The sequence below is a fragment of the Actinosynnema sp. NPDC037264 genome, assembly GCF_055603705.1.
In genome coordinates, this window is the sequence record NZ_JBVJVK010000061.1 from 25,003 (window position 1) to 47,975 (window position 22,973).

Annotated in this window: 19 protein-coding genes and 1 rRNA gene; 8 read left to right on the plus strand and 12 right to left on the minus strand. The window is 71.9% G+C overall.

Going from position 1 to position 22,973, the window contains the following annotated elements; all coding sequences use genetic code 11:
- Window positions 1–17: 17 nt before the first annotated feature.
- Complete coding sequence (locus ACZ7GX_RS37885; RefSeq protein ID WP_498784228.1) at window positions 18–2,150, plus strand: transglycosylase domain-containing protein; 2,133 nt, start codon at window positions 18–20, stop codon at window positions 2,148–2,150.
- Between the two features lie 539 nt (window positions 2,151–2,689).
- Here ACZ7GX_RS37885 and ACZ7GX_RS37890 read toward each other — a convergent pair.
- Window positions 2,690–3,454 carry a DeoR/GlpR family DNA-binding transcription regulator gene (locus ACZ7GX_RS37890; RefSeq protein ID WP_498784230.1) on the minus strand — a complete coding sequence of 255 codons (765 nt, stop codon included), beginning with the start codon at window positions 3,452–3,454 and terminating at the stop codon, window positions 2,690–2,692.
- Between the two features lie 103 nt (window positions 3,455–3,557).
- On the opposite strand from ACZ7GX_RS37890, the gene ACZ7GX_RS37895 reads away from it, so the two are divergent.
- Together ACZ7GX_RS37895 and ACZ7GX_RS37900 are read left to right on the plus strand one after the other, a co-directional pair.
- Window positions 3,558–4,298, plus strand: coding sequence for an SIS domain-containing protein (locus ACZ7GX_RS37895; protein WP_498784232.1), 741 nt, complete (start codon window positions 3,558–3,560; stop codon window positions 4,296–4,298).
- Between the two features lie 86 nt (window positions 4,299–4,384).
- Window positions 4,385–5,929, plus strand: coding sequence for a penicillin-binding transpeptidase domain-containing protein (locus ACZ7GX_RS37900; RefSeq protein ID WP_498784234.1), 1,545 nt, complete (start codon window positions 4,385–4,387; stop codon window positions 5,927–5,929).
- Window positions 5,930–5,966: 37 nt separating this feature from the next.
- On the opposite strand, the gene ACZ7GX_RS37905 is transcribed toward ACZ7GX_RS37900, so the two are convergent.
- The 4 genes from ACZ7GX_RS37905 to ACZ7GX_RS37920 all read right to left on the minus strand — a co-directional run bounded on the left by ACZ7GX_RS37905 (window position 5,967) and on the right by ACZ7GX_RS37920 (window position 11,190).
- On the minus strand, window positions 5,967–7,847 hold the full coding sequence (locus ACZ7GX_RS37905) for an ABC transporter ATP-binding protein (RefSeq protein WP_498784235.1): 1,881 nt from the start codon (window positions 7,845–7,847) through the stop codon (window positions 5,967–5,969).
- A gap of 445 nt (window positions 7,848–8,292) precedes the next feature.
- Window positions 8,293–9,108 (minus strand): enoyl-CoA hydratase/isomerase family protein, encoded by an 816-nt coding sequence (locus tag ACZ7GX_RS37910; protein WP_498784237.1) that lies wholly within the window; start codon window positions 9,106–9,108, stop codon window positions 8,293–8,295.
- Window positions 9,109–9,174: 66 nt separating this feature from the next.
- On the minus strand, window positions 9,175–9,384 hold the full coding sequence (locus ACZ7GX_RS37915; RefSeq protein WP_015103570.1) for a helix-turn-helix domain-containing protein: 210 nt from the start codon (window positions 9,382–9,384) through the stop codon (window positions 9,175–9,177).
- A 177-nt stretch (window positions 9,385–9,561) separates the two neighbouring features.
- A complete protein-coding gene (locus ACZ7GX_RS37920) occupies window positions 9,562–11,190 on the minus strand; it encodes an ABC-F family ATP-binding cassette domain-containing protein (protein ID WP_498784239.1) in 1,629 nt (542 codons plus the stop codon).
- 143 nt (window positions 11,191–11,333) lie between these two features.
- On the opposite strand from ACZ7GX_RS37920, the gene ACZ7GX_RS37925 reads away from it, so the two are divergent.
- Window positions 11,334–12,107, plus strand: coding sequence for an SDR family oxidoreductase (locus ACZ7GX_RS37925; protein ID WP_498784241.1), 774 nt, complete (start codon window positions 11,334–11,336; stop codon window positions 12,105–12,107).
- A gap of 128 nt (window positions 12,108–12,235) precedes the next feature.
- A complete protein-coding gene (locus tag ACZ7GX_RS37930) occupies window positions 12,236–12,583 on the plus strand; it encodes a hypothetical protein (RefSeq protein ID WP_498784243.1) in 348 nt (115 codons plus the stop codon).
- A 111-nt stretch (window positions 12,584–12,694) separates the two neighbouring features.
- Here ACZ7GX_RS37930 and ACZ7GX_RS37935 read toward each other — a convergent pair whose 3' ends face one another.
- Genes ACZ7GX_RS37935 through ACZ7GX_RS37950 form a run of 4 tightly spaced genes read right to left on the minus strand, consistent with a single transcriptional unit; the run spans window position 12,695 to window position 14,975 of the window.
- Window positions 12,695–13,210, minus strand: a complete 516-nt coding sequence (locus ACZ7GX_RS37935) for a SigE family RNA polymerase sigma factor (protein WP_498784245.1) — start codon at window positions 13,208–13,210, stop codon at window positions 12,695–12,697.
- A 4-nt stretch (window positions 13,211–13,214) separates the two neighbouring features.
- Window positions 13,215–13,625, minus strand: coding sequence for a hypothetical protein (locus ACZ7GX_RS37940; RefSeq protein ID WP_498784246.1), 411 nt, complete (start codon window positions 13,623–13,625; stop codon window positions 13,215–13,217).
- 50 nt (window positions 13,626–13,675) lie between these two features.
- Window positions 13,676–14,386: an acVLRF1 family peptidyl-tRNA hydrolase gene (locus tag ACZ7GX_RS37945; protein WP_498784248.1), complete on the minus strand. Its 711-nt coding sequence runs from the start codon at window positions 14,384–14,386 to the stop codon at window positions 13,676–13,678.
- Between the two features lie 13 nt (window positions 14,387–14,399).
- Window positions 14,400–14,975, minus strand: coding sequence for a hypothetical protein (locus ACZ7GX_RS37950; protein WP_498784250.1), 576 nt, complete (start codon window positions 14,973–14,975; stop codon window positions 14,400–14,402).
- Window positions 14,976–15,283: 308 nt separating this feature from the next.
- On the opposite strand from ACZ7GX_RS37950, the gene ACZ7GX_RS37955 reads away from it, so the two are divergent.
- Entirely contained in the window at window positions 15,284–16,261 is a 978-nt protein-coding gene (locus ACZ7GX_RS37955) for a helix-turn-helix domain-containing protein (protein ID WP_077005242.1), read from the plus strand.
- Window positions 16,262–16,322: 61 nt separating this feature from the next.
- On the opposite strand, the gene ACZ7GX_RS37960 is transcribed toward ACZ7GX_RS37955, so the two are convergent.
- Together ACZ7GX_RS37960 and ACZ7GX_RS37965 are read right to left on the minus strand one after the other, a co-directional pair.
- Complete coding sequence (locus tag ACZ7GX_RS37960; protein WP_498784252.1) at window positions 16,323–19,112, minus strand: S8 family serine peptidase; 2,790 nt, start codon at window positions 19,110–19,112, stop codon at window positions 16,323–16,325.
- Window positions 19,113–19,256: 144 nt separating this feature from the next.
- Window positions 19,257–20,825 (minus strand): deoxyguanosinetriphosphate triphosphohydrolase family protein, encoded by a 1,569-nt coding sequence (locus tag ACZ7GX_RS37965; protein WP_498784254.1) that lies wholly within the window; start codon window positions 20,823–20,825, stop codon window positions 19,257–19,259.
- A 93-nt stretch (window positions 20,826–20,918) separates the two neighbouring features.
- On the opposite strand from ACZ7GX_RS37965, the gene ACZ7GX_RS37970 reads away from it, so the two are divergent.
- Together ACZ7GX_RS37970 and ACZ7GX_RS37975 are read left to right on the plus strand one after the other, a co-directional pair.
- The gene (locus ACZ7GX_RS37970) at window positions 20,919–21,233 is read left to right on the plus strand and encodes a hypothetical protein (RefSeq protein ID WP_498784256.1); all 315 of its coding nucleotides are present in this window, start codon (window positions 20,919–20,921) and stop codon (window positions 21,231–21,233) included.
- A gap of 1 nt (window position 21,234) precedes the next feature.
- On the plus strand, window positions 21,235–22,830 hold the full coding sequence (locus tag ACZ7GX_RS37975) for a WXG100-like domain-containing protein (RefSeq protein ID WP_498784257.1): 1,596 nt from the start codon (window positions 21,235–21,237) through the stop codon (window positions 22,828–22,830).
- 49 nt (window positions 22,831–22,879) lie between these two features.
- Here the strand turns inward: ACZ7GX_RS37975 and rrf are convergent.
- Window positions 22,880–22,973 (minus strand): 5S ribosomal RNA (gene rrf, locus ACZ7GX_RS37980); the annotation flags it as partial.

The following is a 22,973-nucleotide window of genomic DNA, read 5'->3' on the forward strand; positions in this document are numbered from 1 at the left end:
AGCGTAACTCCCCAGTCATGCGCACCGCCTCCCTCGCGAAACTCATGGGCCTCTGCCTCGTGGCCGGGTTGCTGCTCGCCGGGATGGCGATCCCGGTCGTCGGAGCCGCCGGCCTGGTGTCGAACCGGATGAGCGACCACGTCGCGGCCACCACGGTCAACATGCTGGACTCGCCGCCGCCGCTGATGACGACGATCACGGACAAGGACGGCGTCCCGTTCGCCTACCTCTACGACCAGTACCGCGTGCTCACGCCGCCGGACAAGGTCGCGCAGGTCATGAAGGACGCGCTGGTGTCCGCCGAGGACCGCCGGTTCTACGAGCACCACGGCGTCGACTGGCTGGCCACGCTGCGCGCCGCGATGCGCAACCAGTCCGAGGGCAGCACCACGCAGGGCGCGTCCACGATCACGCAGCAGTACGTCAAGAACCACCTCGTGCACGTGCTGGAGCGGGAGGACGTCAGCGGGCAGAAGAAGGCGCAGGAGCAGACGATCGCCCGCAAGCTGCGCGAGGCGCGCATCGCCGTGCACGTGGAGTCCCAGCTGAGCAAGGACGAGATCCTGTCGCGGTACCTGGACGTGGTGCCGTTCGGCGGCACGATCTACGGCATCGCGGCGGCGTCCCAGGCGTACTTCAACACCACGCCGGACGTGTTGACCGTGCCGCAGGCGGCGATGCTCGCCGGGATGGTGAACAGCCCGACGTTCCTCGACCCGGAGGCCCGGCCGGACAAGGCTGTCGAGCGGCGGAACATGGTCATCGACCTGATGGTGGAGAACGCCAAGCTGTCGCACGAGCAGGCCGAGGTGCACAAGCGCGCGCCGCTGGGTTTGGCCACGCCGGTCCGTCCACTGTCGACGGGGTGCGTCGGGTCCGGGGTGGAGTTCGGGTTCTACTGCTCGTTCGTGGTCAACCACCTGACCCGCAACGGTTACTCGTTGAACGAGTTGAAGATCGGCGGCTACACGATCCAGACCACCCTGGACCGCGACCTCACGCGGCAGGCCAAGCAGGCGGCCGAGGCGCAGGTGCCGAAGACGACGGAGGGCATCGCGAACACGGCGGCGGTCGTGCGGCCGGGCAAGGAGCGGCACGAGGTGGTGGCGCTGGCGGCCAACCGCGACTACGGGCTGCACAAGGACCAGTTCCAGACGCAGTTCGACCTGCCGAGCGCGGTGGAGAACAAGTTCGGTGCCGGGTCGGTGTACAAGGTGTTCACGGCCGCGGCGGCGTTGGAGAAGGGCGGGCTCGGGATCGAGAGCATCGTCGAGTCGCCCGGTTCGCACACCTCACGCGTGTTCCGCGGTGGCGCGCCGGGGTGTCCGGGCACCGGTGAGCCGTTCACGTACTGGTACTGCCTGCGCAACCACGACGGCAGCTACCCGCCCCGGATGCCGTTGAAGGAGGCGTTGGCGACCTCCCCCAACACGGCGTTCGTGATCCTGGAGGAGCGGGTCGGGTTGGACTCGGTGGTCGACATGGCGTACCGGCTGGGGATGCGGGACACGTTGGCGACGAACATCGCGGGCGTGCCGCCGGACCCGAAGTCGAAGCAGAAGGAGTTGCGGGTGACGCAGGCGGACTTCTACAAGGGGTCCGGGAACGCGTCGTTCACCCTCGGGCCGGCGCCGACCAGCACGCTGGAACTGGCGAACGTGGCGGCGACCCTGATGTCGGGCGGCGTGTGGTGCCCGCCGACGCCGATCATGAAGATCACCGACCGGCACGGGAAGGACACGGGGTACGCCGACCAGCCGTGCGAGCAGGCCGTGGAGGAGCCGTTGGCGAACGCGCTGGCGGTCGGGCTGAGCGAGGACGACCAGGGTCGCGGCACGGCCGCGGCGGCGGCGAAGGATTTCGGGTGGACCCGGCCGGCGCTCGGGAAGACCGGGACGACGGAGGAGTACAAGTCAGCCGCGTTCCTGGGTGCGACAGCCGACTACGCCGGGGCCGTGCAGGTGTTCAACGACAGCACGTCGCCACGGGGCATCTGCGTGAAGGCGGGCCCACCCCGCCTGTGCGGCGAGGGTGACATCTACGGCGGCACCCTGCCCGCGAAGACGTGGTTCGACTTCATGACCAAGGCCCACGCCAACCTGCCGGAGAAACCACTGCCCCCGGTAGAACCCCGCTACCGCCGCCCCTGACGGGCCGCCGACCACCACACCCGCCCCGGTCCCCACCCCCGGCACCCGCCACGCCCGACCCGTCACCCCGCCACGCCCGCCCCGGTCCCCACCGGCACCCCTCATGCCCGTCCCGGTCCCCGCCCGTCACACCATCGAGTGATCATCGCCCGAAAATGTACGGAAACACTGTTACCGCCCCTCGGTTGATTATGCCGAGCGCCGAACCACCCCGCCGTCCCTCACCACCCCGACCCCACCCGACACACCGCCACGGCCCTACCACCACGCCGCCGCCCCACCGCCCACCGCCACGCCTCGCACCCGCCTCCCAGCCATCCCGGATCGACGCGACCCGGCCCGCACGTGCCTCCTGACGACGCCCGGCCCGCCCGGGTCGCCCCGGCGACCCGGGCCCGAGCGGATTGCCCCTTGCAGCGCACCCCGAGCGACTACCCGCCCGCAGCACGCGCGCCCGGCCCACCCCGCACCCGGCCCACCCCGGTGCCGCCCGGCCCGTCGCGACCCGCGCGCGACGCGGCCCCACGCGCACCCCGGCGTCAGACAAGCCTCACCTCCACCCCTGCCTCACGAATCCGGCTCACCTCCTCCTCCGGCGCGTCCGAGTCGGTGACCAGCACGTCGATCTCCTCCACCGGGCACACCCGCCCGAACGCCGTGCGCCCGAACTTCGAGCTGTCGATCGCCGCGATCACCCGCGCCGACGCCTCGACCGCCGCCCGCTTCACCGCACCCTCGCCCAGGTCGTGCGCCGACACCCCGTTGCGCGCACTCAGCCCACAGCTGCCGAGCACCATCGTGTCGAACCGCATCACGCGGAACGCGTGCTCCGTCAACGGCCCCACGAACGCGAGCTCACCGGGCCGGATGTCGCCACCCGGCAACACCATCCGCACCTGCTCCGCGCCCCGCAGCTCGTCCGCCGAGTGCAACGACAGCGGCAGGACGGTCAGCCGCCGGTCGACCAGCCACCGCGCCACCTCCACCGCGGTGCTGCCGCCGTCGAGCACCACGGTCTCGCCGTCGTCCAGCAGACCGGCGACCGCGCCACCGATCCGCCGCTTCGCCTCCAACCGCTGCCGCGCCCGCGCCGCGTAAGGCGTCTCCTCCCCCGTCAACATGCTCACCGCCGCACCGCGCACGCGCCGGAGCAGCCCTTCCCGCTCCAGCACGTCGAGATCGCGCCGCACCGTCATCTCCGAAGTGCCCACCAGGTCCGCCAGGACACCGACGGACACCCGCTCGCCGCCCCGCAAGCGGTGGAGGATTTTTTCGTGACGCCAGGACACATCCATGGCGTTCATTTGAACACCGACGATGTTCAAGGGTCAACACCCTGGCGGGTGATGGGACGATCCGGTAGGACTTGGCACCGGCACCGTTTGGTATAGACCACTGGAGGACCGCATGACGACCGAGCCCGTGACCGACACCGACTACGGCGACGTCGTGCGCACCCACCTCACCAGGGTGGAGCAGCAGAACGCGGCGGCCCTGGACGACGTGGCCGAACTGGTGCTGGCGAGCGTCCGCGCGGACGGCATGGTGCTCACGGCGGGCGCGGGCCACTCCCTCGCCGCCGTCGCCGAGACGTTCTACCGCGCCGGCGGCCTCGCCTGCGTCCGCCCGATCTACCACCCCGAACTGCTGCCCATGCACGGCGCGGTGAGCAGCACGTCCGCCGAACGCCGCTCCGGCCTCGCCGCCGAGGTGCTGCGCGAAGCGGGCCTGGCCGCGCACGACGTGCTGTTCGTCTTCTCCACCTCCGGCGTGAACCCGTACCCGGTGGAGCTGGCCGTGCTCGCGGCGGACGCGGGCTGCCCCGTGGTCGCGGTGACGTCGGTCGCGGCGAGCGCGCTCGCACCCCGCCGTGCGGGCACCACGCTCGCCGAGAACGCCACCGTGGTGCTGGACAACATGGTGCCGCCGGGCGACGCGACCTACCCGCTCGCGAACCCCGTCACCGCCGCCGTGTCCACGATCGCGACCGCGTTCCTGTGGAACCTGCTGATGGTGCGCCTGTTCGACAAGGCCGCCGAGGCGGGCGTGCCGCTGCCGCTGTGGCGCAGCGCGAACGTCGAGGGCGGCGACGCGGCCAACGCCGACCTGCTGCGCAAGTACCAGACTCGGGTGCCGCAGCTGGGCTGAGTCGGCTTTCACGAATTCTCCACACGTCCGGGTTAATCTCCGGACGCCAAGGGGGGAATTTCGTGAACAAGAGGATGAAACGCTGGGTGTTGGCAGGTGGGGGCGCCGCGGCGGTCACGGTGATCGTCGCGGGCGTGCTCGTGCTGTGGTCGGGCGACGAGCCCTCAGCCAAGAAGCCCGAACGGGTGGCTCCGGGCGTCGTCGCCCAGCAGTTCTTCACCGCCATGACGTCCGGTCAGGCGGGACAGGCGGCGGCGGTCACCGACGCGGCGGACGCGGCCGGCGCGGTGATCGCCCGCACCCGGCAGGGCATGCCGGGCGCGTCGTTCCAGGCGCAGCTCGGCCGGCTGCCGCAGGTCGCCGACGGCGTCACGACGGCCGAGGTGGACGCGAACGTCACGTGGACGTTGCCGGGCGGCGTGCCGCTCGAGTACGCGACCAAGGTCGAGCTGCGGCTGGTGGACGACCGGTGGCTCGTGCACTGGTCGCCGTCCGTGCTGCACCCGCAGCTCGCGGAGGGCCAGAGCCTGGCCTACACCACGACGCCCGCGGACGGCCAGTTGTTCGACCGCACGGGTCGGCCGGTGCCGGCGGACTTCGCGCCCGTGGTGATGAACTCCGTGCGGCAGGCCGTCGGCACGTTGAAGGGCACGCCGGGGTGGCAGGTCGCCGTCGTGGACGCGGCGGGGACGGCGGTGGCCGTGCTCCAGGAGCAGAAGGCGCAGGCCGCGCGGTCGATGACGGTCACGCTGGACCCCAAGACGCAGGCCGCCGCGCAGGCCGCGGTCGACCAGGTCGGCGGTCAGCAGGCCATGCTGGTGGCGGTCCAGCCGTCGACCGGCGAGATCCTTGCGGTGGCGCAGAACGCGGCGGTCGGGAACGACCCGCTCGCGCTCTACGGCCACTACGAGCCGGGGTCGACGTTCAAGGTCGTCACGGCGACCGCGGCGTTGACCGGTGGCCTGGCCACGGCGGACACCCCGGTGGCGTGCCCGGGCAAGGCGACCATCGGCACCCGGCAGATCACCAACGACGACTCGTTCGAGCTGGGCACGGTGCCGCTGCACCGGGCGTTCGCGGCGTCGTGCAACACCAGCTTCAGCCGGCTCGCGGCGGACCTGCCCGCGACCGCGCTGCCCCAGGCCGCCGCCTACTTCGGGCTCGCGTCGGACTTCACGGTCGCGGGCATCACCACGAACACCGGCAAGATCCCGCCCGCCGAGTCCGTGCCGGCCAGGGTGGAGGCGGGCATCGGCCAGGGTGAGACGCAGGTGACGCCGTTCGGCATGGCGCTGGTCGCGGCCACGGTGGCCAACGGCCGCACGCCCGTGCCGCAGCTGATCCGGGAGATCCCGACCGAGGGCCAGGCGCCGGCGGCGTTGCCGGGTGGGGTGACGGGCGCGTTGCGCTCGATGATGGCCGAGGTCGTCACCGGCGGCACGGCGCGCGAACTGGCCGGGTACGGCGCGGTGCGCGGCAAGACCGGGACCGCCCAGTTCGGTGACGGCACGCGGTCGCACGGCTGGTTCATGGGCTACCGGGGTGACGTCGCGTTCGCCGTGCTGGTGGTGAACGGCGGCTCGTCCAAGGTCGCGGTGGCCGCCACCGGCACGTTCCTCGGCGCGCTCTAGCGGCACCTTCCGCGTGGCGCGCCCGGACGGCACGCGGTCAGACGGCCGACTCCAGGTCCGCGGCGGGCGCTTCGTCGAACTGCGTGCGGTACAGCTCGGCGTAGCGCCCCTCGGCCGCCAGGAGTTCGGCGTGCGTGCCGCGTTCCACCACGCGCCCGGCCTCCACGACCAGGATCTGGTCGGCCGCGCGGATCGTGGACAGCCGGTGCGCGATCACCACCGCCGTCCGACCGCGCAACGCCTCGGTCAGCGCGACCTGCACCGCGGCCTCCGACTCGGAGTCCAGGTGCGCGGTCGCCTCGTCCAGGATGACCACGCGCGGCCGGGCCAGGAGCAGCCGGGCGATGGTGAGCCGCTGCCGTTCGCCGCCGGAGAGCCGGTAGCCGCGTTCGCCGACCACGGTGTCGAGGCCGTCGGGCAGCGATTCGACGAGGTGGTCCAGGCGTGCGCGGCGCAACGCGTCCCACAGCTCGTCCTCGGTCGCCTCCGGTCGCGGGTAGGTCAGGTTCGCGCGGATCGTGTCGTGGAACAGGTGACCGTCCTGGGTGACGACGCCGACGGTCTGCCGGATCGAGTCGAACGCCAGCTCGCGCACGTCCACACCGGACAGCCGGACCGCGCCGGAGTCGGTGTCGTAGAGCCGCGGGACGAGTGAGGCGATGGTCGACTTGCCCGCGCCGGACGAGCCGACGAGCGCCACCATCCGACCGGGCTCGGCGCGGAAGCTGATGCCGTGCAACACCTCCTCGCCACCGCGTGTGTCCAATGTGGCCACTGATTCCAATGAGGCCAGTGAGACCTTGTCCGCCGCCGGGTAGGCGAAGCGGACGTCGTCGAACTCGACGGAGACCGGGCCGTCGGGCACGCGGCGCGGTTGGTCAGGTTCGGCGATCATCGGTTTGAGGTCGAGGACTTCGAAGACGCGTTCGAACGACACGAGCGCGGTCATCACGTCGACCCGCGCGTTGGCGAGGGCGGTGAGCGGCGAGTAGAGGCGGGTCAGCAGGAGGGCGAGCGAGACGACGGTGCCGGCGGCCAGGTCGCCGGTCAGCGCGAGGTAGCCGCCGAGGCCGTAGACCAGGGCTTGGGCGAGGGCGGAGACCAGGGTCAGGCCGGTCATGAACCAGCGGGTGGCCATCGCCGTGCGGACGCCGATGTCGCGGACGCGCGCGGCCCGTTCGCCGAACTCGGCGCTCTCGTCCTCCGGTCGGCCGAACAGCTTCACCAGCGTCGCGCCCGGTGCGGAGAACCGCTCGGTCATCTGGGTGATCATGCCCGCGTTCAGGGTCGAGGCTTCGCGCTGGAGGTCCGCCATCCGGTTGCCCATGCGCCGCGCGGGGATCACGAAGACGGGCAGCAGCACCAGGGCGAGCGCGGTCACCTGCCACGAAAGGGTGAACATCACGCCCAGGGAGAGCCCCAGTTGGATGACATTGGTGACCACGCCGGAGAGCGTCGAGGTGAACGCCCGCTGCGCGCCGATCACGTCGTTGTTCAACCGGCTGACCAACGCGCCGGTGCGCGTTCGGGTGAAGAACGCGATGGGCATGCGCTGCACGTGCTCGTACACGGCGCGCCGCAGGTCGTGGATGAGGCCTTCCCCGATCCGCGCCGACTGCCACCGCTCGACCAACCCGAGCCCCGCGTCCACCACCGCGATGACCGCGATCACCACGGCCAGCCACACGACGACCGACACGTCCCGGCCGCCGACGATCGCGTCCACCACGCGTCCCGCCAACACCGGCGTGCTGACCGCGAGCACCGCCGACACGACCGTGAGCAGCAGGAACACGACCAACTTCGCCCGGTGCGGCCTGGCGAAAGCCAGCACTCGCCGGAACGTCCCACGCCGCACCGCCGTCGGCGCGTCCGACGCACGCATCGCGCTGCGCATCAATCCCCAGGATCCGTCCACGCCAGACGGTAACGCCACCGGCCCTCTCGACGTTCCCGCACCCGCCGGCGACACGCGGTCAGGGAAGCGTTTGCGTAGGGCTCCGGCTCCGGCTCCGGCTCCGGCCCCGGCCCCGGCCCCGGCTCGGGCTCCGGCTCCGGCTCGGGGTCGGGCTCCGGCTCGGCTGCGTGGGCGGGGTGGCGGTGGGCGGAGCGGGGTGGCGGTGGGCGGAGCGGGGTGGCGGTGGGCGGAGCGGGGTGGCGGTGGGCGGAGCGGGGTGGCGGCGGAGCGGGGTGGCGGCGGAGCGGGGTGGCGGCGGAGCGGGGTGGCGGCGGTGGGGCGGGGTGGTTCGGGGTGGTTCGGGGTAGGCGGGGTGGTTCGGGGCTCGGTCATATCAACCGATGTACGGGAACAGTGTTTCCGTACATTTTTGGCCCGATCTCACCCGATCGTGTTCGGCCGCACGTCAGCCCTGACCGCCGAGCAGGGCGGTCAGCTCACCGAGGCGGCGTAGCTGGGCCTCGCGCTCGGCCCGCAGCTGCTCCTCCTCCGAAGCACCATCGGCCGCAGACGCCAGCAGCGCCAACGTCTCCCGCACGGCGCCGGGCATCGGCTGCAGCAACTGCCCGACGAACGCGTCGACCGCGCCGTCCAACCCGTCCACGGGCACGACGGAGTTCGCGAGGCCGATCCGCAACGCCTCCTCGGCGCCGACCCGCCGCCCCGTCAGGCAGATCTCGGCCGCGCGCGAGTACCCGACCAGGCGCACCAGGGGCAGCGTGCCGCCGAGGTCGGGCACCAGGCCGAGCGAGGTCTCGGCCATGCAGAACTTGGCGTCGTCGGCGGCCACGCGGAAGTCGCACGCCAGGGCGAGCTGGAAGCCCGCGCCGATCGCGTGCCCGCGCACCGCGGCGATCGTCACCCGAGCCGGGTCGCGCAGCCAGCGGAAGCCCTCTTGGAACTCCGCGATCAGCGCGGCGCCTGCTTCGGGTCCCCGTCGCGTGATCTCCGGCAGACCCGGTTCGCCCTCCACCGGGGCGCCCGTGAACATGCGCCGGTCGAGCCCGGCGGAGAAGGCGCGACCGGAACCCCGGACGACCACGACGCGGACGTCCGGGCCCAGCTGTTCACCGATCGTCCGCAACGCCACCCAGGTCGACGGCGTCTGTGCGTTGAGCACGTCGGGACGGTCGAGCGTGATCGTCGCGCGCGGTCCGTCCACGACGAGCCGCACGCCTCCGCGTTCCAGCAGGTCGGCGTCGATGGTGGTCGGTGCCGACATGCGTGAACCTCCGGGTTTCGTCAGGCGTCGTCTCTCCCCGACGCCATGTGGTTACCGGAGGGTAGCTTACTTCTTCTTCGTGCGGGTGGCGCCACCGCGACCGCGCAGCTGCACACCGGACTCGCTGAGAACCCGGTGCACGAAGCCGTAGGAGCGCCCGGTGGACTCGGCCAACGCCCGGATGCTCGCGCCCTTTTCGTACTTCTTCTTCAGGTCAGCGGCCAGCTTGTCCCGCGTGGCGCCGGTGATCCGGGCGCCCTTCTTCAGGTCAGCCACCTTGTCCCGCCTTCCGTAGACAGCAGGTCGGGCCTTCGAAAGCCCCTGTCGTCGCAATGATCGAACACGAAGACCAAGAACGCCAGGTGATCAAGCGAAATGATCTGCGAGCGGTCGTTTGATCACGCAGAGTCGATCAGTGCTCACGTTCGGGTGAGAGAGGCGAAACCCCTTGCCTCAGGCCAACTGCACGAGCTCCAGGTACTCCTGGGACCAGTGGTCCTCGGTGCCGTCGGGCAGCAGGATCACCCGCTCGGGCTCAAGCGCCTCCACCGCGCCCGGGTCGTGCGTGACGAGGACGACCGCCCCCTCGTACCGCCGCAACGCGTCGAGCACCTGCTCGCGGCTGGCCGGGTCGAGGTTGTTCGTCGGCTCGTCGAGCAGCAGCACGTTCGCCGCGCTCGACACCAGGCCGGCCAGCGCCAACCGGGTCTTCTCGCCGCCCGACAGGGTGCCGGCGGGCTGGTCGAGCTGCTCACCGCTGAACAGGAACGTGCCCAGCAGCGAGCGCAGCTGCTGCTCCGGCGTGTCCGGCGCGGCGTGGCGGATGTTCTGCCACACCGTGGCCTCGTGGTCGAGCGTCTCGTGCTCCTGGGCGAAGTACCCGAGCTTGAGGCCGTGACCGGCGATCACCTCGCCGCTGTCCGGGCGTTCCATGGAGCCGATCAGCCGCAGCAACGTGGTCTTGCCGGCGCCGTTCAGCCCGAGGATGACCACGCGTGATCCGCGGTCGATGGCCAGGTCGACGCCGCTGAAGACCTCCAGCGAGCCGTACGACTTGCTCAAACCCTCCGCGGTCAACGGCGTCCGGCCGCACGTGGCGGGCTGCGGGAAGCGGATCTTCGCGACCTTGTCCGCCTGGCGGGTGTCGTCCAGGCCGGACAGCAGCTTCTCGGCGCGGCGGGCCATGTTCTGCGCGGCGACCGCCTTGGTGGCCTTCGCGCGCATCTTGTCGGCCTGCGCCATGAGCGCGCCGGCCTTCTTCTCCGCGTTGGCGCGCTCGCGCCGGCGGCGCTTCTCGTCGGCGGCGCGCGCTTCGAGGTACTTCTTCCAGCCCATGTTGTAGATGTCGACCTCGCCGCGCGTCGCGTCGAGGAACCACACCTTGTTGACCACGTCGTCGAGCAGCTCGACGTCGTGGCTGATCACGACCAGGCCGCCCTCGTGCGACTTGAGGAACCCGCGCAGCCACGCGATCGAGTCGGCGTCGAGGTGGTTCGTCGGCTCGTCGATGAGCAGGATCGTGCTGGACTTCGCGCCGACACCGCCCTCGGAGGCGGCGAACAGGATGCGGGCCAGCTCGACGCGGCGGCGCTGACCGCCGGACAGCGTGCGCAGCGGTTGGGCGAGCACGCGGTCGGCCAGGCCGAGGTTGGCGCAGATGCGGGCGGCTTCGCTCTCGGCCGCGTACCCGCCGAGGGCGGCGAACCGCTCTTCGAGGCGGCCGTACTTGCGCACGGCGGCCTGCAGCTCGGCGTCGTCGACCAGCTCGGCCATCGTGGACTGCATCTTCTCCAGGTCGCGGAGCAGCTGGTCCAGGCCCCGTGCGGACAGCACGCGGTCCTTGGCGATGACCGACAGGTCGCCCTCGCGCGGGTCCTGCGGCAGGTAGCCGAGCTCGCCGCTGCGGCGGATGTCGCCCGCGTACGGCTGGCCCTCGCCCGCGAGGACGCGCAGCGACGTGGTCTTGCCCGCGCCGTTGCGGCCGACGAGGCCGATGCGGTCGCCGGCCTGGACGCGGAGGGTGGCGTCGGACAGCAGGATGCGCGAGCCCGCGCGCAACTCGAGATCGGTTGCGGTGATCAAGTTCTACTCCGGGTGTGTGGTCATGCGAGGTCAACGGCGCGGCCGGCGCGGGACCTACTCGATGAGGATGACCACGAGCCCCAGTCTACGGGGTGGGCGCCACTGGATTAGCAGTGTGTGTCCACCGGCATACATTGCGCGGTATGACTTCGGACTTCACGGGCAGGGCGGCCCTGGTCACGGGCGCCAGTCGGGGTATCGGGCACGGCATCGCGCTGGAGCTGCTGTCGCGCGGCGCGTCGGTGGCGATCACGTCGCGCAAGGCGGAGGCGGTCACGGCGGCGGCCGAGTCGCTGGCGGTCACGGCCGGCGTTTCACCTGATCGTGTGCTTGCGGTGCCGGGCAACGCGGGCAACGCCGACGACCGGGCGCAGGCCGTCGAGTCGACCCTGGAGCGGTTCGGGCGGCTGGACGTGCTCGTGAACAACACCGGCATCAACCCCGTGTTCGGCGCTCTGATGGACGCCGACCTCGACGCGGTGCGGAAGATCTTCGACGTCAACGTGGTCGCCGCGCTCGGGTTCGTGCAGCTGGCGTGGAAGGCGTGGATGAGCGAGCACGGCGGCGCGGTGGTGAACGTCGCGTCGGTGGGAGGGATCCGGTCGACCGGGGTGATCGGGGCGTACGGGGCGAGCAAGGCGGCGCTGATCCGGTTGACGGAGGAGCTGGCGTGGCAGCTCGGGCCGAAGGTGCGGGTGAACGCGGTCGCGCCGGCGGTGGTGAAGACCCGGTTCGCCGAGGCCCTGTACACGGGACGGGAGGAGGAGGCGGCGGGCGGATACCCGATGAAGCGGCTCGGGACGCCGGAGGACGTGGCGCGGCTGGTCGCGTTCCTGGCTTCGGACGCCGCCGAGTGGATCACCGGTGAGACCGTGCGCGTGGACGGCGGGCTGCTCGCCACGGGAACGTTGGCGTAGGTCGGCCTCACGGCGGGTCGACGGCGGGGCTCCTCACGGACGAGTCCCGCCGCTGGTGCCAGTGCGTGGCGAGGGCGGGCCGCACGTTGCGGGCGGTGCCGGCAGGTCGTGGGGCCGGTGGTCAGCGGGTGGTGGTTCGCAGGGGTTCGGTGCCGGTGGACTGGGCGGTGGTGCCGGGGCTCGTGGTCCTCACGGTCGTGGTGGTCGTCGTCGAGGTGGAACTGGGGCTGGTCGTGGTCCCGGTGCGGCCGGGTCTGGTCGTGGTGGTGGGGGTCGTGGACGCCGGGATCTCCGCCGACGACGAGACGCCGGGGTCCGTGGTCGTGGGAGAAGGGCTGGACTGGGTCGAACTGCTCGTGGTGGGGATCGGCGGGCCCGCCGGGCTGTTGTCGTCCTGCCTCGGGGGCTGGTTCAGGGCGAAGGCGACCACCACCGCGACCACGGCGGTGCCGGTGCCGGTCGCGGCCACGGCGTAGGTGCGCCGGCGGCGTTTGACGGCGGCGCCGCGGTGGACGATGTCCACGGCCCCGAACGTGCGTGGCTGCGGCTTGATGTTCAGTTGTTCGAACGTCTTCTTCAGCTCGTCCTCAAGCACCGCGCGACACCTCCTGCCACAACTCGCCGAACTCCGGTCCCAGCCTCTGCCGCAACGCCTTGAGGCCGCGGCTCGTGTTGCTCTTCACCGTGCCCACGGAGCAACCGAGGGCCGCGGCCGTCTCCTCCACCCCCAGGTCGTGCCAGTACCGCAGCACGAGCGTCGCCCGCTGCTTCGCGGGCACGGCGCCCAACGCCTGCCACACCACCAGCCGGTCCTCGCTCAGCACCCCGGGCTCGGGCACCTCCGGCATCGCGTCGGTGAGCTTCTCCCGTTTCCACCGCACGCGGCGGCGCTCGGCCAGGAACGTGCGCACCACGATCTGCCGGAGGTAGCCGTCGAGCCCGTCACGCCGCACCAGCTTCGGCCCGGCCAGGTAGAGCTTGAGGAACGCGGACTGCACCACGTCTTCGGCCTCGTGGTGGTTGCCGCACAACAAGAACGCGGTGAAGCGCATCGAGTCGGCACACCGGTCGAAGTAGTGGGTGAACTCCGCGTCCCAGCTCACGCCGTCAGCGCCTCGTGGTGACGGTCGTGGTCGGCAGCGGCGGCCTGGTGGTCGTGGTCGTCGCCGGGAACGACGCGCCCGGCGACGTGGTCACCGTGGTCGTGGTCGCCGGCGGCTGGGACGAGGTCGGCTCCGGGCGCAGGGTGGTCGTCGTCGGCCACGGCCCGGGGCTGGTGCTGATCGGCGGCTCGGTGACCGTCGACTGCGGCGTGGTCTCGATCGGCGCGGTGGTCGGCGGCGAGGTGGCGATCGGCGACGTGGTGATCGGCGACGTGGTGACCGAGGTGACGGGAGGCGTGGTCGTGGTCGACGCGGGCGCTTCGTCGCCACCGCCGGACGCCAGCGCGGTCCCGGCCACGGCGATGCCGCCGAGCACGACGGCCCCGGCCGCCAGCGCGAGTCGTTTGCGCAGCAAGACTGCTCCTCGGGTTCGCGGGGCCACCGCGGTTCGGCGCCCCCTCACCCTTATGAATGCGGTCGGGTGCGGCGGGGGTTGTCACGAGTTCCGGGAGTTTCCCGGACGACGATCTCCACCGCCCGGGCCCGGACGGCGGCCTCGTCCAGCACCGCCCGCCGAGGCTCCGGCACATCCAACACGCGCGGCGACGCCAACGCGAACACGTCGCTCAGCCGTGGGTCACCCCGCAGGGCGTCCAACGCCTGACGGTCACCACCGAGCACGACCGCGTCCAGCTCACCGAGCCGTGGCGCCAACACCCTCGCCGCGTCGTCCGCCGCCGCCTGGAGCGCGACCCGCGCCTGCCCCTCCCGACGCCGCGCGAACCGCTGCTGCGACCACCCGCCCGCCTTGTTGCGCCCGTGCACCTGACGACTGTCCGTGGTCGACACCAGCACGACGCCGTCCTGCGCCACGCCGATGCTGTGCCCGCCGAGCCGCACCAGCAGCAGCCCGATCCGGCGCGGCGCGAGCGCGTACGCCAGCAACGCGTCCAGCACCAGACCTTCAGCCTCACCTTGAGGGGTGAATTCACCGAACGCGGCCGACACCGAGGCCGTGGCCCCGTCCACCGCCGTGACCAGGCAACGACCAGGCGTCACCGACGTCGAGACCACCCCGCCGTGCCGCGCGGCGAACCGCGAGAACCACCCGTCCAGGCGTTCGGGCGGCACCTCGACCGCCCGGCCGCCGCCGGAGACCGGGCGGACCTTGGTCACGGCGGCGCGGCGTTCATGCCGGCGCGACCGCGACCCAGACCGGCAGCGGGTGCCCGCACTCGGCGGGCGAGAGCCGCTGCACGGCGCCGAACCCGGCGTCGGTCAGCGAGGCGGAGATCTGCTCGGGCGACAGCACGCGGTGCCGGGTCGACACGGTGTTCGCGACCTCCCACGTCTCCGCGCCGCGCACCAGCCGCACGACCTCCAAGGCGTAGGACTCGCCGTCGGCCGACCAGTCCCACAGCTGCACGGTCACCTGCCGCTCCGGACCGCGCCCGGACACCTTCGGCGGCGGCGCGGTGGGCCGGAGCCGGCCGAGTTTGTCCAGCTCGGGGACGGCGGCGACGAACAGGCCGCCGGGCCGCAGCGCCTGGCGGGCGAGCAGCAGCGCCTGGTCGAGCGCGTTCTCGTGCGCCAACCGGGGCAGCAGGTCGTCGCCCGCGCGGACCACGTCGACGGGCGGCCCACCGCGGTGGCGCACGACGTCGAGCAGGTCGAGCACCACGTGGTGGCCGTCGCCGAGCACGGCGGCGGCGACCTCCGTCAACGGGTCCTCCGGCAGGGGCACGAGGTCCTGGGCGGCGGTCACCGGGCACACAGTAGGCCCAACGGATCAACGACCGCCAACGGCAGGTGGCCGGTGGGGCGACTCCGCGCGCGGTCGCATACCAGTACCGAAGGGGCCGGTGCCAGGACCCCGAAGCCGCCGTTGCACAATGTTACCGGTGGGTTTACAAAGGGGAGAGCACGGATGTTCACCACTTGACAGAACGATGCCCATCCCAGTGAACTCGTAACCCGTATGGCCCAATCAATGACTCCACCTGGAAGGCACCAACGCCCTGCGTTGGCGGGTAGGGTCACTGGGGCGTGATCTCATGACAGCGGGGAGTCACAATGACCAACGCTGCCGGTCGACCCAACCTGTCCGTCGACGAACTCGACTCGACGGGCCACGGCAGTCTTGCGCAGCTTCTCACCACGGGACCGTTCCCCGAGGCGCTGAGAGCCGCGATCAAAGCCAGCAGGCTGAGTCTCGACCGCATCCAGCACCGGCTCGCGCTGCGCGGGGTCACGATCAGTGTCGCCACGCTGAGTTACTGGCAGTCCGGCCGACGCCGACCCGAGCGACCCGAGTCGCTGGAGGCGCTGCGCCACCTGGAGACCGTGCTCGGCGTGCCGCAGGCCGGCCTGTCGGCGCTGCTCGGCCCGCCGCGCCCGCGCGGCAGGCGGTCCCGACCGACGACGATGATGCCGATCGACGCGCTGTGGGCGCGGCGTGAGCGGGTGGCGAACCTGCTCACGAAGGTGGACACGTCGTCGGACGTGAAGCTGGGCCGGATCAGCCAGCACGACCGGATCGAGATCGCCGCGGACGGCGGTCAGCGCTCGGTGTGGGTGCGCCAGATCCTGCGCGCGGAGCAGGACGGCCCGGACCGGTGGGCGCTGGTGTTCGAGACCGAGCAGGCCAACGTGCTGCCGCAGGTGGTGAACCTGCGCAACTGCCACCTCGGCCGCGTGGTCGAGGACACCGAGGCCAACATCATGGCCGCCGAGATGATGTTCGACCGACCCCTGACCAGGGGCGAGACCATCATCATGGAGTACGAGCTGCTGTTCGCCGAGGGTCACTACCCGGCGGGCAACAACACGTTCGCCCGCAAGTTCCGGCTGCCGGTGCGCGAGTACGTGATCGAGGTGCGGTTCGACCAGTCGAACCTGCCCGCCCGCTGCCAGCAGTTCAGCGTGCCCGCGGGCGACGACACCCCGTCCCGGCGGCGCAACCTGGCCCTGGACGCGGCGGGTGGCGTGCACGCCGTGGCGCTCGGTTTCGGGCCCGGCGTGTTCGGCATCCGCTGGGAGTGGCCGAAGTAACACGTGAACAAAAGGGCCCCGGGAGCGTGCTCCCGGGGCCCTTCTCACACTCGGGCGAACCCTAGACGTAACCGTTGATCTTCAGCGAGACCGAGCGGATCGAGCCGCGGTCGGACGAGGCGCCGTCCACGACCTTGAACGTCCACGTGCCGTCCACCGGCTCGGCCAGCAGCGCGCCCAGCGGGGTGATGGGCCGCCACGTGCCGGTGAACGGCGCCAACGCGCTGGTCACCGACGAGAACGGCTGCGCCGCGGTGTCGTCGAACACGACCTGGCACAGGTTGTTGCCGGTCGCGCCGTTGCGCTGGAACACCGTGGCCGTCGCGCCGGACGGCGAGGTCAGCGTGCCGACCAGGTCGCCGACGAACGAGTGGTCGATGCCGACCGTGGTCGCGCCCGTCGTCGCGCTGCACGTGTCGCCGTCCACGGAGAACACGATCCGGGAGCCGCGGCCGATGCCGCTGACCGGGATCTCCACCGCGACGCCGGTGGCGTCGTTGTCCGGGATGGCCACGACCGGCCCGGCGTAGGCGAACGTCTTCGTGTCGCGGGACGGCTCGCCGACGTTGAGCGTGAACGTGCCCGTGGTCGGCGAGGTGGAGCCCGCGAACGTCACCCGGGCGTCCAGCCGCACGGCCGAGCCGACGCCCATCGACGCGGGCACGGTCACCTTGAACGTGTTGGTGACCGTCTGGCCGACCTCGATGTTCCCGTAGGACTTCGACCGAGGCGCGATCGTCACGCCCGCGGTGGGCGTGGTGAGCACGAGGCTGGTCGACGCGGCCGTGCCGTCACCGGAGTTGACCACCGGCACGGTGACCGTGGCCGTGGTGCCCGGCTTGAGGTACTGGCTGCCGTCGGCGTCGTTGACCACGGACGGCTTCGCCGCCTTCGCCAGCGGCTGCGGCGAGGCGCCGGTGTAGGCCAGCACCAGGTCGGCGCGCACCACGCCCGCGCCGGTCCGGTTGTCCACGCCCGCTTCGACGATGTCGATCGCGGTGGCGGTCATCGCCTCCCGCACCTCGGCGGGCGACAGGCCGGGGTTGCCGGACAGCACCAGGCCCGCGATGCCGGCCGCGTTCGGCGCGGACGCCGACGTGCCGAAGAACGGGTTGAAGCCGCTCACGCTGGTCTGCACGCCGTCCGCCGCGGTCAGGTCGGGCTTCTGCCTGACCTCCTCGCGCGGGGTGCCGTCGGGCGCGAAGAACACGCGACGCGGACCGTCCGAGGTGAACCGCTCGGGCTTCTGCGTGCCGTCGAACGCGTTCGGGAACGGGCCGCGCGGGTTGGCCGGGTCGCCCGGCTCCAGGTCGAACGGCAGCGGGTCGTTCGCCGGCGCCGCCGCCACGCTGATCGCGCCCTTGGCCGCGGAGTGGCCGCGGGTCACACCCGGCGTGGCGAACTTCTTGAGCCCGTCGGAGGAGTCCTTGAAGCGACCGCCCAGCGCGGTCAGCGCCAGGTACTTGTCCTCACCGCGGAACTTGACCACGGCCAACCGCAGGCCGAACGCGGACGCGGGCGTGTTGAGCCGCTCGTACGGGTCCTGGCTGCCGTCCTGCACGCCCTGGCTGAACGCCACCACGTTGCCCTGCGAGTTCGCCAGGTACAGGTCGTAGTCGTTGAACGACGAGGTCAGCGGGTCGGACCAGAACAGCGTCACGGGCACGTTGGCCGAGCTGTCCGACAGCGGGTTGAACACCTGCTTGGCGTCCGGCGAGGGGTTGAAGTCGTGCGCGGTGCCGGCGAACTTGCCGACGCCGACGCCGGAGTCGACGAACTGGCCCTCCCAGTGGCCCGAGGTGCCGTCGGCGACGTTGCCCTCGTTGCCGGCGGAGGAGAAGAACAGCGCGCCGTCGGCGGTGACCGCGTCCACGGCCTGCGCGATCACGCCGTCCTGGAAGGGCGACTCGTTGAAGTAGAGGATGTCGTCCACGATGACGTCGCAGCCCAGCTGGAAGCGCAGGGCGCGGATGTTGTCGGCGAAGCTCGCGTCGCCGTTGACGGCCGTGGCGAAGCCGAGGCTCGCGTTCGGCGCGATGTCGTGGAGGATCTCCAGCATCGCGGTGCCCTCGTTGCCGGAGCCCTCCTGGCCGGCCAGGACCTCGACGGCGGCGGGCAGCTCGCCGGCGGTCTGCGAGAGCCTCAGCGAGTCGACGCCGTCGGACAGCGCGCACAGCTTCACGCCCGTGCCGGTGACGCGGAAGTCGTCCCGGGCGGTGTCCGCGGCGTGCGCCCGGTCGCCCTCGCCGGTCCGGATCGCCTGCGGCGCGATCAGGGCCTCGCGGGTGCGCGCCTCGATCTCCCTGGCCTTGTCCTCCTTCGAGGGCGCCGGGTCGGCCTTGCGGTCCCGCTGGTTGAAGGTCTTGTACTCCACGGCGGTCTCGACGCGGCGGATGTCGCCGCGGGCGGACAGCTTGGCCAGCGAGCCGAGCGGCAGCTGGGCGCGGACCGTCCTGCCCTCGGTGGAGACCGAGCGGATCGCGCCGCCGGCGGCCTTCACGGCGGCCACCAGGTCGTCGGTGACCTCGAACGCGCGGATGTCCACCACGACGGTGTTTCCGCTGTGGACCTTCACGCCGGTCTGGAGGGCGGGGAGCTTGCTCAACGTGGTGGCGTTCGACCGGCGGCGCTGCTCGACGACGAGCGCGCTGTCCACTTTGGACTCGGCTTCGGTGAGTGACCGCTTGATGTCCTGCAGCGCGGCGATCTGCGCCGCGGTCTTGTCCTCGACGCCCTTGGACGCCTTCGTCGGATCGGCGGAGGCGGGCGACACCGCCCCCAAGGTCAGCAGCACGGCGGCACCCGCCGCGATCAGGGCGTTTCTTCGCAAACGGCGTTTCGGTGAGCGCACAGGCGTCTCCCCCAGATCTTGCGTGCCCCCGACGCACGCGGCCTGCGGTCGGATGTCTCCGACCGAGGGGTCAACGTATTGCGCACGGACAAGTACCGTCTGCCACCGTTCGGCCTACTTCTCAGACGGTAGATCCATCACATTTCACAGTACAAAAGCATCTGTCCACAGCTGACCGGTTCGTCCGGACAGTGCGTCGAGCAGCGCCGCGGCCTGGTTGTCGGTGAGCGAGGCGATGAAGTCGACCACCGCGCGGCCACGCGCCAGCGCCCGCACGGCGTCCGGACCGGACGGCGTCTCCCCCGTCGCGCCGACCAGGACGGACGGGTCCGTGCGCGCCAGCGCCGCGTACTCCTCGCCCGCCAGCTCGACCAGGTCGTGCAGCCGGCGCGGCAGCCGGTTCGCCTCGTGCCGGTCGGTGACCCACTGCTCCAACGCCTCGACCAGCGCCGTGAGCAGCCGCGCCTGGCCGCGCTGGTGCAGCGCGAGGTCGGGGCGCAGCAGCACGAACCGCCGGTGCACGAACTTCAGCACCTGCACCTCGTGCCACTGAGGCACCGCCAGCACCACGTGCCCCGACCTGGTCGTGGGCTCCTCGACCACGCCGACCGAGTCGACCAGGCGGCGCGTCCAGCGGGCGGAGAACCCGGCCACCGCCTGCTCCGCCTCCACCGAGCCGTCGAACGGGACCGCCAGCAGGCCGTCCACCAGCTCGGCGCGCACCTTGGCCACCGCGTGCGCGAACGCGTCGTCGTGCACCGCCCACGAGTCCTTGGCGTGCAGGCGGCGGCGCAGCGCCTCCAGCGAACGGCCCGGTCGGCGTTCCTGGGCGGCGAGGTCGGCCGCGGTCAGGCCCGCCAGCTCCACGGCGTGCTCCAGCCAGGTGTTCAGCTCCGTCGAGACGGCGGCGTGCTGGAGCACGCCCACGCGGTGGAAGTCCTCCAGGTCGTGGATGGCGTAGGCGATGTCGTCGGCGGTGTCCATGACCGACGCCTCGACCGTCTGCTGCCACGGCTCCACCCTGGCCGTGTAGAACGCGCGGGACTGCTCGACGTCGTCCAGCTCGGTGACGTAGGCGGAGAACTTGCTCGACCCGGTGCCCGGCCCGTCGGTCGGTTCGGCGGCGCCGCGCGGCGGGGCGGGGAGGTCCCTCGGGTGCGGCTTCGGGTAGGACAGGCGTGTCCACGGGTACTTCAGCATCGCCGCGCGCACCGCCACCGTCAGGTCGAGCCCGACCGCCGCGGGTCCGCGCACGTCGGTCGTCGTGACGATGCGGAACGACTGGGCGTTGCCCTCGAAGCCGTCCGACAACCCGAACCGGTGCCGGGCCAGCCGGTCGAGGACCTGCTCGCCGAGGTGCCCGAACGGCGGGTGCCCCAGGTCGTGCGCCAGCGAGGCGGCCTCCACCACGTCCGGGTCGCAGCCGCCGAGCTTGTCCAGCAGGTTGGCGATGTCGGGCCGGGTGTTGAGGCGCTCGGCGATGGCGCGGGCGGCCTGGGCCACCTTCAGGCTGTGCGTGAGGCGGTTGTGCACCAGCAAGCCGGAGCCGGTCGAGCTGACGACCTGCGTGACGCCGCCGAGCCGGGCGAAGAACGGCGAGCTGGCGACGCGGTCGCGGTCGACGCGGAACGGGCTCGTGGCCAGGTCCGCCTGGACGGCGGCGGAGTTCCCGCCGGAGCGGCGCTGCGTTCGGGGGTCGGGCTCATGGTGCATGGTCGAAAAATAGTCGCACCCGCGCGGCACGGCGCGTGACCGGTAGCGGCCAGCGCCCGCCGCGCCCGGACGCGCTGCGCCATCTTGGGCGCCATGGGTGGATTCGCACACATGCAGGTCGACGGCGTGGAACCCGCGCTGCACCGCCTCACCGGCGCCGGCGAGACCCTGGCCGCCACCTGGCGGGACGGGCAGTCCGGGCTGGTCGCGGGTGAGGCGGGCATCGGCGCGGACCCGTTGGGACAGGCGTTCCGCGCCGTCTACGACGCCGACGCGGCCAAGGTGCGCCAGGTCGCGGGCCTCGTGCCGGAGCTGCTGCTGACCGACGGCCGGGTCGGTCACGACGCCGTGGTCGACTACCTCGCCGCCGACGTGCGCTCCAGGGGCGCGTTCCCGGGTGGTGGCTGAGGTGGCCATCCCCGAACCGACCTCCGAGCTGTGGACGCGGGCGAAGGCCATGGGCGCCACCTGGCCCCTGTCGAACGAGGAGACCGCGCACGCGCTGGCCGACAGCTGGCGGCGCACCGGCGCCGAGTACGGCAAGGCCGCCGAGCACAGCCTGAACTCCGTGAACGCCGACTGGCCCGACGAGGCGGGTGCCGTGTTCACCGGCCTGGTCCAGCACCACCTCCAGCGAGCCGGCACGACCGCCGCCGACATGGCCGAGCTCGCCCGCCGTGCCGACATCTTCGGCAACGAGGTCGCCACCGCCAAGGACGCCATCGTCAAGCTCCTCGACGCCAACGCCGAGCGGTACGCGGACATCACCGGCATCGGGGAGGACCTCCAGCGCAACGCGTTCGCCCAACAACTCGCGGCCGAGGCCACCAAGCTCGTGAACGACGCCGCCGGACGCATCACCGGAGGCCCGCCGGTCGGCCAGGTCCCCGGCCCGCCGCCGGGCGCGACCCCGCAGGAGGTCCACACCTGGTGGCTGTCCCTGGGCCAGGGCGAGCGCGAGGACGTCGTGCGGAACAACCCCGACCTGGTCCGCAACCTCGACGGCATCCCCGCCGAGGTCCGCGACCAGGCCAACCGCGCCGTGCTCGACCGGGAGATCGCCGCGCTGCGCGCCGAACGGGACCGGCTCGCGGCCCTGCACGACGAACGGCTCCGGATGGCGGACGAGTTCTCCAACAACCCGGGCCTGTGGGAGCAGGAGCGCGAACGCCTCATCCAGCTGGACGAGCAGATCGCCGTGCTGGAGCGCTTCCGGCCGGGCGGCGACCTCGCCGCGGCCGACCCCGAGCACCCCGAGAACCGGTACTACCTGCTCGGCCTCGACACCGCGGACGACGGCAAGATCATCGTGTCCTACGGCAACCCCGACACGGCGCGCAACATCGCGACCTACGTGCCCGGCACCTACGCCGAGCTCGGCCAGGCCGGCGGTGACATCGACCGGGCGAGGCGGCTGGCCCTCGACGCGGGCGAGGGATCCGCCGACATCGCGTGGGTCGGCTACGACGCGCCCGACAGCATCATCCCCGAGGCCGGGAGGTCGATCTACGCGGACAACGCCGAACTGGCACTCGACCGGTTCCAGGACGGCCTTCGTGCGACGGACACCCAGGACCGGGCGCACCTCACCGTCGTGGGTCACAGCTACGGCACGACGGTCGTCGGCCAGACGGCGCGCGACCACGGCCTCAACGCCGACGACGTGGTGCTGGTGTCGAGCCCCGGCGCGGGCGTCCACCACGTCAGCGAACTCGGGCTCGACGGGGTCGACCCGGCGCACGTGGGCGAGCGCGTGCACGCCACCACGTCCCCGGATGATCCGATCAACTACACGAACCCCGAGATCGCCACGATGCCGGCAACACCCTGGAACCCCGAACCACCGACGTTCGACCCGTTCCACGGCCGCACCCCGATCGATCCGCCGTTCGGCGCTCGGGTCTTCGAATCACCCGCCGGTTGGGAGGAACCCCACAGCGCGCCGTTCGAACCGGGCCACCCCGCGGTGGACGAGATCGGCGACATCATCGCCGGAGAACGCTGAAACGCCTCAAGGGGGCGCTCGAGATGAGCGCCCCCTTGAGGGAATGATTGTTCGGCGGCGTCCTACTCTCCCACACCCTCACGAGTGCAGTACCATCGGCGCTGGAAGGCTTAACTACCGGGTTCGGAATGGGACCGGGTGTT

Excerpts from the sequence above, each read along its gene's own strand:
- ACZ7GX_RS37970 (WP_498784256.1), top strand. The coding sequence starts at position 20,919 with ATGGGTGGATTCGCACACATGCAGGTCGACGGCGTGGAACCCGCGCTG.
- ACZ7GX_RS37885 (WP_498784228.1), top strand. The coding sequence starts at position 18 with ATGCGCACCGCCTCCCTCGCGAAACTCATGGGCCTCTGCCTCGTGGCC.
- ACZ7GX_RS37955 (WP_077005242.1), top strand. The coding sequence starts at position 15,284 with ATGACCAACGCTGCCGGTCGACCCAACCTGTCCGTCGACGAACTCGAC.
- ACZ7GX_RS37965 (WP_498784254.1), bottom strand. The coding sequence starts at position 20,825 with ATGCACCATGAGCCCGACCCCCGAACGCAGCGCCGCTCCGGCGGGAAC.
- ACZ7GX_RS37910 (WP_498784237.1), bottom strand. The coding sequence starts at position 9,108 with ATGTCGGCACCGACCACCATCGACGCCGACCTGCTGGAACGCGGAGGC.
- ACZ7GX_RS37895 (WP_498784232.1), top strand. The coding sequence starts at position 3,558 with ATGACGACCGAGCCCGTGACCGACACCGACTACGGCGACGTCGTGCGC.
- ACZ7GX_RS37925 (WP_498784241.1), top strand. The coding sequence starts at position 11,334 with ATGACTTCGGACTTCACGGGCAGGGCGGCCCTGGTCACGGGCGCCAGT.
- ACZ7GX_RS37890 (WP_498784230.1), bottom strand. The coding sequence starts at position 3,454 with ATGAACGCCATGGATGTGTCCTGGCGTCACGAAAAAATCCTCCACCGC.